This is a genomic window from Streptomyces sp. NPDC048419, from assembly GCF_043200415.1.
Lineage (GTDB): Bacteria > Actinomycetota > Actinomycetes > Streptomycetales > Streptomycetaceae > Streptomyces.
Map to the genome: position 1 here is coordinate 1 of NZ_JBICXT010000082.1, position 8,561 is coordinate 8,561.

Here is an 8,561-nt window from a genome sequence, read left to right on the forward strand (position 1 = left end):
CGGATGAAGGAGCCCGGCTTCACGGCCGCGCAACTCGCCGCCTACCCCGAGCACTGGACCACCAAGCCACCGGCCCGCGCAGAAACCACCCAAGCCCTGGACACAGACCGGGGGGCACTTGGAACCAGTCCTGCGCCCGTTCAGACGACGGAGAGCGCGGCTTCGGAGTATGCAGCTCCGGAAGAGTTGGAGGAGTCATTGGTTGCAATCCTGAATGACCTCCTCGCGCGTCCGGAAAATATCCTAGCCGACGCGCAGTTGTTCCGTGAGGCTGCTGAACAGGCGTTGGACAGGCTTGCCCGCGAAGCAGAGCCTGCATAGTCACAGACCGCAGGGCCCGGTTCAGGCCGCAGCGAATTTCGTAAAGCCACGACGCTGGAAACGCCGACGCCTTCCACCCCAGGGCTCTTGCAAGGTGGGATTGACCTTGTGAATGTGCTGGTCGAGTGGGGTGTGACCGGATGTGCCGAAGCTCCGTTGATGTAGGTGAGGACCAACTCGCCTGCAAACAACGGAGCTTCGGTGATTCGTGAGTCTGCCATGCCCGCGCTGGTGCTGTCGTGTTCTGTCGCTCTGGCGGGTGAGGAAGCGGTGGAGAGAGTCGATCCACGCGATCGTCGCGGGCGGCGGTATCCGCTGGTGGCGCTGGTCAGGGCGGCTGCCTGCGCGGTGGCGGCCGGGGCGCGTTCGTATGCGGCGATCGGGCACTGGCTGCGGCGGGCGCCCCAGGACGCTCTGGCCCGGCTGGGCTTCCCGGTCCGCGGCATGTTGGGGGTGCGGCCGGCGGCGTCGATGGACATGGTCCGCCGGGTCATGGGGCGTCTGCATCCCGACGGTCTGGCCGTGTTGCTGCGGCCTGCCGGTACCGAGTGGGAGCGTCCGGTGCGGTTGGCGGCGGACGGCAAGAGGGGCACACTCACCGCACTGCGCACCGCCGGATACACCCCGGTACTGGAAGCCGAAACCGGCACGACCGTGCTGGAACGGAGCCCCGAAGAACGCGCCGAGTCCCAGATGCCGCCACTCGCCCAGGCCCATTACGGCCCGGGACCGGCAACCGCCTCCGCCCTCGCCGCAGCACTCCTGTGCACCTCCACCGCGACAGCCAAGCCCGCCGCCAGAAAAGGGCAACGTTTCCTGAAGCCTGGGCGCACCGCGAGGCCGCGCTAAGGCCGGAGGAGCTGCGCATTTCGACCCTCACCTGAGACCTCCGAGGATGCCCCGGCCTTCGGGCCGGGGATGAATCGGACTCCTGCGGAGCAGGGCAGGGAACGGGGTTTCGCCCTCAGGGCGAAAGACCGCCCACACGGTCGGGTAAGCTGACTGCCGTGCGTTGCGAGAACCAAGCGCGTACGCCGTGCTGATCGAGAGCCAAGACGGCACATGCACCTCCAAGCTTTGCGGTACGAACCCGGGCTGGTTTCAACCCGGCTGGTGTTGATCGTGGAAGACCTGTCGGGTCGCTGACCCGCAGGCGGCGTGAGCCAGGAATCCCCCTGCTTCAGCTGGGGGAGGGTTCAATCGAATAACACCATGCGCATACGAAGAGCCCCCCTTCGCACTACATTTCCGCAGTTCGAAGGGGGCCTTCCTCAGCGTGGCGGCGCCAGGTTTCGAACCTGGCGCGGTGGCCGCGTGCTGCCAGGGCGGTGACCTGCGAGCCTGGGCTTTCGGGCCTACAGTGGAGCCCGCCCAGTTGAACTGGGCGGGCTGTCGCTATCGCACCGTTTTGGCGTTGCTCCACGCCTCAAGGAATCGCTTGCGGTCGTCGGCTGTCTCGTACGTCCGGCGGCTGGCGAGCAGAACGTGCCAGGCAGTGGTCTCGGCGTCACGCAGCCACAGTTTCCCGAGGTATTGGGCCCCGACTCGGAACGTGCCGTGATCCAGTGCGCCGCCGATCACCTTGGCCACAGCGTCGCGCTGCTGGTCGTCGAGCTCCTCCAGGTAGCTGAGCACGCGGTCGGCGATGCCCCCTTCGTTCTCGTCGACCAAGCGTGCGAAGAAGGGGCCGTCCGCGTTGGTGGGAAGAATGCTCCAGGTGGCTTCACCTCCCACGTCCCTCAGCGAATCCCAGAACTCACGCCCCTCGGGGGTACCTGGCAGAGGGAGCGCTGCGAAGAGGTCGACCAGATGGCCGTTGGCCGCTTGGTTGTAGGCGACGTCGCAGGCTGCTGCAGAAGCAATCTTGGCGACGTGCCCGGTGTTCAGCCCTCCGTCTTCTGGCCAGTCCAGGTGCTGGGCCAGTTCGTCATCTTCGTCTAGGTAACGCCGGACGATCACAAATCCCCCTAGGGGCCTGTTGCAAATGTGGATCTTGCTGAGTGGTGCTCATGTGCTGTGGCGCGTGGAGACCTGGCAGATGCACAGGGACCCGGCTAGAGCCGTTGTTGCCGGCCGGGAAGAAGTCGGGGAGGCCGCCTATTTGGCGAGGCGGCGGCTCATAGAGGGGATATGGTGGCGGACCCGGGCGGGGGCGCCGTGGTGGGATGTGCCTGAGCGGTATGGGCTGTGGGATCGGGTGTACGACCTGTTCCCGCAGATTTCCGTGCAGCTGGGGTGTGCCACCGTGCGCCGGTGATGCTCCGTCACGGCGGCCACGCTTGGGCTGCCCGACCCGGGCCACGATCTGGTCGATCTTCAGGCGGTGCCACAGGTGGTCGAAGACGTAAGTGCCGCAGAAGGGTACCGAGGAGGCGAACTCCAGGTTGGAGGCGGCGGTCGCGGTCAGCGCGTCGCCCGGCTCCAGCAGCTTCGATAGAGACGCGACCAGGCGCTTGACCGCGTCGCGGTCGAGCTGGTCCTCGCGGCCGAAGGTGAATAGCGCTTTCGGCACCGCCCGCCCGGGTACCGGACCGTGCCGGACTTGTTCTCCCGCTTCGTCGTCTTCACGTGCACGACTCGGGCCATACAAGCCATGCCCAGGCCAGCGCAGGCGAATCGAGAAAACCGCGTCTCTAGCTTCCAGGCCGCGAGGCGGGGAGTTTTGCGCCCGCTCCGGGTGAATCCGGCGCCAGTCGGCGGCATCAGGTGGGAGAACCGGCCGACGAGGGCGCGCCATCGCGTTCAGCGCGCAGCGTTGTGGTGGGCGAGGGCCTCTTCGGCGGTCACCGGGGTGAAGGGTTCCAGGGCGGTGACGTGGAAGCGCTTGAGGCGCAGGTAGCGCTCGCCGGTGTCGGCGAGGGTCCAGTCGTGGCGGGTGCAGGCGGTCATCGGCTGGCCGGTGCGGGTGATGCCTTCCCAGGCGAAGTCGACGGTGATGCGGTGGTCGCCGTCCTCGCCGGGGGTGATCACAGGGTTGATCAGGTGGTGGGTGCTGAGGTCGACCAGTTCGCCCGCCTGTGCGTACCAGTCAGCGACCTGGTCGGGGGTGTGCAGAACCCGGCCGTCGGACAGGGTCATGTCCAGCTCGGGGTGCAGCAGTTCGCGCAGCGCCTCGGCGTTGCCTGTGGGCTGCTCCAGGAGGGAGAGCCAGTAGTGGACGAAGGCGAGGACCCGGTTCTCGGTGAGCGCGTCGGTCAACTGCCTGTCCTGGTAGGACAGGATCTGCTCGGCGAGGGTGCTGATCCGTGGCAGGTGCTCGGCGGGGTGCTGGAGGAGCTGGAGGTCGTAGCGCAGCAGTGCGGCGCCGTTCATGCTCGGGCCGACGGTTTCGAAGCCGTGGGTGACGGTGCCCTGGGCGGTGTCGGGGCCGGTGTGCTCGATGACCATGCTGCGCAGGTGGTGGGCGTTGGACTGGCCCGGGTACAGGGTTGCGAGGCCGTCCAGGTAGGCCTGGCGGCCCTTGACGTCGGGCTGTCCGCCTTCCGGTGGGCGATGCATGGTGAAGTCGTCGGTGACAAGTTCGCCCTGGTGGTCGAGGTTGGGGTTGGCGGTCTCGTAGGCGGTGTACCAGCGGTGCACCACGGTGAGTGCGCGGTGCTCGTAGGAGCTGGCGGCAAGGGCCGCGTGGAGGGTGTCGAGTGCGGTTTCGGTCATGATCGGTTTCCCTGTTCGGGGTTGGTCAGCGGACCCAGGTGCGGGTGAGGGCCCGGACGGCGGAGCCGTCGAGGTCGGCGAGCGTGGTGGCGACGAAGTCACCTGAGACCTCCGAGGATGCCCCGGCCTTCGGGCCGGGGATGAATCGGACTCCTGCGGAGCAGGGCAGGGAACGGGGTTTCGCCCTCAGGGCGAAAGACCGCCCACACGGTCGGGTAAGCTGACTGCCGTGCGTTGCGAGAACCAAGCGCGTACGCCGTGCTGATCGAGAGCCAAGACGGCACATGCACCTCCAAGCTTTGCGGTACGAACCCGGGCTGGTTTCAACCCGGCTGGTGTTGATCGTGGAAGACCTGTCGGGTCGCTGACCCGCAGGCGGCGTGAGCCAGGAATCCCCCTGCTTCAGCTGGGGGAGGATTCAATGCGCGGTCTGGATGCGGAAGGCCGGGCGGTCGGCGGTCAGGGCGTCGATGATCGGGGCGGCGGCCTTGGCCGGGGTCTGGGCATTGCCGAAGGACTGCTGGGTGCGGGCGATGTACGCCTCCAGGGCCGGGGCTGAGGTTCCGGCCGCGGTGAGCAGGGCGGGACGTCCAGGCTGGGGTTGGCGACGAACTCGCTCGCGACCGCGCCCGGTTCGACCACGGTGACATCCACGCCGGCGGTAGGGGCGAGGGACTCTATGAAGCCCTCGACGGCGAACTTGGCCGCGCAGTAGGCCTCGTTGAAGCCAGCCTCGGAGCGGACCACTTCCTCCAACGCACCGGCCGGGCCTGCCGAACGGGGGGCCTGGTCAGCCAGCTCAACATGCTTGGCTATCAAGTGTCCCTCCAATCAGCGGAACCGGTCTGAACTGCGGGATTGGGGATTCGAATGAGGTTTTCGGCACGCTGTTCTCAATCAAGAGGGGCGGCCGTGACGCGGATGCTCGGGCATACATCTGGGTGGAGGCGTCCTGGGCAGCACCTCGCGCTGCTTCTTGTACCGGGGCATCCCCGCACGCATCGCGGACGACAGGCGCACACGGAAGGTGCAGCGGGCATGTCCGGAGTCCTTCACGGTCGCCGGCGCCCTGATAGGCCCGGTCTGCGAGATCACTTCCGGAAAGCAACGGCTTCCGATGTCGGCCTGGCTAGTGCGGTGATGCGGAGGAGTTCCAGGTGATCTGGATGCTGCGATGGCATCCCTAGACCGACTTCGGCGAGTGCCCGGCCCGTGAGCTTGATCGCGGCCCTCCCCCTGTGTGCCGCACCCGCGTCCGAGCCGACCCGCTCGACCCGGTAGTGGGTCTGCGGGTCGAGGCCTGGCAGCCGGATCCGAACGGGCGGCGAGGTCAGCGCCGTCTGCATCATGACCACCGCGAACAGCGCCGCATGCTGTGTGACGGACACGACGCCGTGGACCCATAACGACGGATCCGGGTGATCGCAGCGGACCATCTCGCCGGTGTGCAGCAGTTCGCGGTACTCCTTGTAGAGCCCGACCCAGGACGCAAGTTCAGCCCGCTCGTTCGGACTGGTGCGGGAAATATCCCACTCGATTCCGAAGTGGCCGAACAGTGCGGTACCGGCCCGGAGCGACAGATCGTGCCGCGGACCGGTGATATGCGCCCGGGGAGCGCCGACGTGGCTGCCGATCAGCTCCGGTGGCAGCAGTGTCGCCGTCCAGCGTTGTATCTGCTGGCGTTCCAACGCATCGATGCGGTCACTGGCCCAGATACGGTCGGTGTGTTCGAGGATACCGAGATCCACGCGTGTTCCACCGCTGGAGCAGGATTCGATCTCCAGGGCCGGGTACCGCGAACGCAGCTCGGCCAGCAGCCGGTAGACCGCACGTGTCTGCCGGTTTACGGTCGCGATACCGGGGGGTCCGGAGTCAGCCTCGGCTAGATCGCGATTGTGGTCCCACTTGAGGAAGGCGATGGGGTATTCGGTGAGCAGTGCGTCGAGGCGTTCGAGGATGTAGCTGTACGCGGCCGGATTGGCCAGGTCGAGCACTTGCTGGTGGCGGGAGGACGGTGGCATACGTCCGCCGGTCCTTAGGATCCAGTCCGGGTGCGAGCGGGCCAGGTCGGAGTCAGGGTTCACCATCTCCGGCCCGACCCACACGCCGAAGTCCATGTCTCGGGCGTGTACGTGCTCGATGAGCGGGTGCAGCCCGTTCGGCCAGACCTTCTCGTCGACGTACCAGTCCCCCAGCCCTACGTGGTCGTCGCGGCGGTGGCGGCACCAACCGTCGCCCAGCACGAACCGTTCGACCCCGACTTCCGCGCCGACGTCGGCCAACTCCTTGAGTCGGTCGAGGTCTTGGTCGAAGCACATCGCTTCCCAGGTGTTCAGCACCACCGGACGCGGCCTGGGCGTCCCGCGTTGCGAACGCTGGAAACGGTGGAACCGTTCAGAGACCTCATCCAGCCCCCGGCCGTAACTGGCATACAGCCAGGGCGAGATGTACTCCTCGCCCGCGGCGAGCGACACTTCATCGCCCAGCAGCAGCTCTCCCGCCGCGATCACCGCCTCGCCGGAGGAAATCCGCTCGGCGTACACGCGGTGGTTGCCGCTCCACCCCAGGTGCAGGGCCCACACTTCACCGGAACGGAAACCGAAACCGGCGGCTCCGGCCGCAAACAGAATGCTGGCATCCGCCCCAGTCCGGCCGCGCCGGCTCTCTCGGCCCCGCGCTCCGACCCCGAACGGCATGCGCTGCGGCACCCTCCCCCGGCCCCAGCGGGCGGCCAGGTCCAGCAGCTCCGTCGCCTCTGGCGGCACCGGCAGTGCGAGGCACAAACCCCGGAGTGTGTAGGGGGTTTGGACTGCGGCGTTGCGGACTGCAGCGCGGGTGCGCAGCAGACCGGCCGGGGTCATCTGCATCTCTAACCGCAGGGCCAGTTGCGCCGCTTCGTCGCATGCCGTCACCTCGACGACACCGCCACCGCCTACGTGATGCTGGTGGTGGACGGTGACGACTTTGAACTCGGTCGGCCCGTCCCGGCCGGGTCGGTACCCGGACAACCCGGTACGGCCCGGCCAGCCGTCGAAGTGCCCGGGCAGCAGGCCCACCGGCCGCGGCTCACAGGCCATGGCGCCCGCGTCGGCTACGGCCACCAGGTCGTCCTCGCTGAGCCAACCGAGATCGGCGCCCCAGTGCACGACCCGTGGCAGCTTGCGGCCGCGCAGATCCAGCAAGAGTCCGACCCCGGCAGCACGCAACTGCAGCACCGGAACACTGGGTGGCGGAACGTCAAAGCCTGGTGTAACGTTAAATCCCATGGCCCGAACCGTAGCCATGGCCGCCACATGACGCCAGAAATCACTCGATAACAATTCAGCAACCCCTGGGGCTTCCATCAGCAGCCGGAGGAATGTCGGACCCATGAGTGCTCCCGGGTCACCCAGAGTCGGCGACGTGGCCCGAGCAGCGGGTGTGTCGGCACAGACAGTTTCGAACGTGATGAACAACCGCGGCCGGTTCAGCGACGACGCCCGGCAACGGGTACTGGCCGCAGCCCACAAGCTCGGCTACGTCCCCAACCGCAACGCCCGCAGCCTGCGGCTGCGGCGGTCACGGCAAATCGGCATCCACATGTCCAGCCAGGACCTGGACGTACACAACCCGTTCGCCATCTCACTCCTGCGCGCGCTGATCGAGGCGGCCGACAAGGTCGACCACCAGATCGTTGTATTCACCCACCGGCGCGACACCCCACCGGAACCGCGTACCTTCGCCGGCCACGGTGTCGATGGGTACGTGCTGTTCAACAGCGGGCCCGCCGACCCGCGACCGGCGATCCTCACCGAACTCAGCATCCCGTTCGCCCTGATGGGTCGCACCGCACCGGGATTGCCGCAAACCTGGGTCGATATCGACAACGCCGCGGCGATGGCCACACTGGTCGACTACCTGGTCATCAAGGGCCACCGCTCGTTCGCCTACGCCGAGTACGACACCGACGCCTACTGGATGACCGAGCGGCTGACCGGCGCTCGCAACCGGCTGCGGGAGCACGGCATCAAGCTGGCCGAGTCCGATGTTGTTGTCGATTCCCCCGATGCGGTACGAACCGCCGTGCAGCGGATGCTCGCCCGGAAGCATCGCCCGTCGGTGATCATGCACGGCAGCGACACCCTGGCGGTAGCCACCCACAAGGCCGCCGTGCAGGCCGGCCTGACTCCCGGACAGGACATCGCCATCACCGGCTTCTTCGAAACCCTCGAGGATCTGGCCGAGTTGGAACCGCCGCTGACATCGGTCCACGTGGCTCTCCCACGCGTCGCAGCCCTCATCATCGACCGGATCATCACCGAGATAGAACATGGCCCGACCGGCTCACCCGGCACCATCCTCGACACCACCATCTCCGTTGGCGGCAGCGCGTGACACAGCCGACGGACCGTGAGCGCCTCGGGGCCCTGTGGAGTGCCACGTTCTCAGAGCCACCCGTTACTTGACGTCCTGAAGGCCGCAGCACAACCGGAAACCGGAAAGGTGTACCCCCATGATCAACCGCGAATGGCACCTGCTCAGCCGTCCCGTCGGCTGGCCCAAGCCCGAGGACTTCGCCCTGGTCGAGACCGAGGTCCCGACGCCGG

General features: G+C 67.2%; 7 protein-coding genes and 1 pseudogene. 4 read left to right on the top strand and 4 right to left on the bottom strand.

Annotated elements, in window-relative coordinates:
• Positions 1 to 321, top strand: a 321-nt coding sequence (locus ACGFYN_RS47485) for a hypothetical protein (RefSeq protein ID WP_393872191.1), incomplete at its 5' end; no start/stop codon positions are given.
• Between the two features lie 219 nt (positions 322 to 540).
• Positions 541 to 1,170, top strand: a complete 630-nt coding sequence (locus tag ACGFYN_RS47490; RefSeq protein WP_393872192.1) for a transposase family protein — start codon at positions 541 to 543, stop codon at positions 1,168 to 1,170.
• Positions 1,171 to 1,716: 546 nt separating this feature from the next.
• Here ACGFYN_RS47490 and ACGFYN_RS47495 read toward each other — a convergent pair.
• Positions 1,717 to 2,280: a hypothetical protein gene (locus ACGFYN_RS47495; protein ID WP_393872193.1), complete on the bottom strand. Its 564-nt coding sequence runs from the start codon at positions 2,278 to 2,280 to the stop codon at positions 1,717 to 1,719.
• Between the two features lie 79 nt (positions 2,281 to 2,359).
• Between ACGFYN_RS47495 and ACGFYN_RS47500 the strand changes: the two genes are divergently transcribed.
• Positions 2,360 to 2,578 carry a transposase gene (locus tag ACGFYN_RS47500; protein WP_393872197.1) on the top strand — a complete coding sequence of 73 codons (219 nt, stop codon included), beginning with the start codon at positions 2,360 to 2,362 and terminating at the stop codon, positions 2,576 to 2,578.
• A 485-nt stretch (positions 2,579 to 3,063) separates the two neighbouring features.
• Here the strand turns inward: ACGFYN_RS47500 and ACGFYN_RS47505 are convergent, their stop codons facing one another.
• The 3 genes and pseudogenes from ACGFYN_RS47505 to ACGFYN_RS47515 form a co-directional block, all read right to left on the bottom strand.
• Positions 3,064 to 3,975: a nuclear transport factor 2 family protein gene (locus ACGFYN_RS47505; RefSeq protein WP_393872194.1), complete on the bottom strand. Its 912-nt coding sequence runs from the start codon at positions 3,973 to 3,975 to the stop codon at positions 3,064 to 3,066.
• A gap of 424 nt (positions 3,976 to 4,399) precedes the next feature.
• A pseudogene (locus ACGFYN_RS47510) lies at positions 4,400 to 4,701 on the bottom strand (short-chain dehydrogenase); the annotation flags it as partial.
• Positions 4,702 to 5,066: 365 nt separating this feature from the next.
• Positions 5,067 to 7,346, bottom strand: a complete 2,280-nt coding sequence (locus ACGFYN_RS47515; RefSeq protein ID WP_393872195.1) for an alpha-galactosidase — start codon at positions 7,344 to 7,346, stop codon at positions 5,067 to 5,069.
• Between ACGFYN_RS47515 and ACGFYN_RS47520 the strand changes: the two genes are divergently transcribed.
• The gene (locus tag ACGFYN_RS47520; RefSeq protein ID WP_393872196.1) at positions 7,345 to 8,349 is read left to right on the top strand and encodes a LacI family DNA-binding transcriptional regulator; all 1,005 of its coding nucleotides are present in this window, start codon (positions 7,345 to 7,347) and stop codon (positions 8,347 to 8,349) included. The two genes, ACGFYN_RS47515 and ACGFYN_RS47520, sit on opposite strands and share 2 nt — an antisense overlap.
• Positions 8,350 to 8,561: the final 212 nt, after the last annotated feature.

What these genes read in the sequence shown, in the direction of transcription:
- ACGFYN_RS47520 (WP_393872196.1), top strand. Translation starts at nt 7,345, where the DNA reads ATGAGTGCTCCCGGGTCACCCAGAGTCGGCGACGTGGCCCGAGCAGCG.
- ACGFYN_RS47490 (WP_393872192.1), top strand. Translation starts at nt 541, where the DNA reads ATGCCCGCGCTGGTGCTGTCGTGTTCTGTCGCTCTGGCGGGTGAGGAA.
- ACGFYN_RS47515 (WP_393872195.1), bottom strand. Translation starts at nt 7,346, where the DNA reads ATGGGTCCGACATTCCTCCGGCTGCTGATGGAAGCCCCAGGGGTTGCT.
- ACGFYN_RS47500 (WP_393872197.1), top strand. Translation starts at nt 2,360, where the DNA reads ATGCACAGGGACCCGGCTAGAGCCGTTGTTGCCGGCCGGGAAGAAGTC.
- ACGFYN_RS47505 (WP_393872194.1), bottom strand. Translation starts at nt 3,975, where the DNA reads ATGACCGAAACCGCACTCGACACCCTCCACGCGGCCCTTGCCGCCAGC.